Source organism: Xenorhabdus innexi, assembly GCF_002632485.1.
Taxonomy (GTDB): Bacteria; Pseudomonadota; Gammaproteobacteria; order Enterobacterales; family Enterobacteriaceae; genus Xenorhabdus; species Xenorhabdus innexi.
This window is the reverse complement of sequence record NZ_NIBU01000234.1, coordinates 1-648: the sequence shown is the minus strand read 5'-3', so window position 1 is coordinate 648 and position 648 is coordinate 1. Positions and strand designations below refer to the sequence as shown.

At 41.7% G+C, this 648-nt stretch carries 1 protein-coding gene; it reads right to left on the bottom strand.

Annotated elements, in window-relative coordinates:
* Window positions 1-332: 332 nt before the first annotated feature.
* A partial coding sequence (locus Xinn_RS23665) for a transposase (RefSeq protein WP_211285986.1) occupies window positions 333-648 on the bottom strand: 316 nt, incomplete at its 5' end.

The window sequence follows — 648 nt, the reverse complement described above, 5'->3', positions numbered from 1 at the left end:
GTTATCACTGAGGCTGTTGTGGTATTAAAACCGCTGAGAAAGTCCATAGCGTACCTATGAAAAGAAAATCCGCCGAAGCGAGGAGGTTGGATATAAAAACCGTAGATGCGAAAAAGGCCACTTAACTAGCGTAGCCTTGAATTGAGGGTAAAGAAGTCATTAGTTGTATTAGTCGTCACTCGATCTGACATTTCATCTTGAAAAGATGAGAGTTACCTACTTGAAAAGATGAGAGTTACCTACTTTGATTAAAGGTGTTCAAAACTTAAATCAAAACAAAAAGAGGTCACTCTCATGTATCATACTAGTGGTGTATTCTGCAATTAATGACATCACTTTGTATTCCCACGGTAAAGCCACTTAAAAGGTTTAGCTAATACCCGGTTGTAATATTCGATATATTTTAAAATGCATGTCCGTAATATCGCTTTGCTGCTGACGGAAAGCCGCCTGAGCAAATGTCGGGAGACCAGACTGAACCAACATTCAATTTGATTTAACCAGGAAGCGTGTTTGGGGGTATAAACGAATCGGATCCGATGTGTCGGGTCTGATAGAAACTGCATGCGTGTCTCCATGGATTGAAGCGTTCCCCACTGGCCTTTCACTCCCAGTCCCTCATTAAGACCACAGGCTTCGGCAATGAAT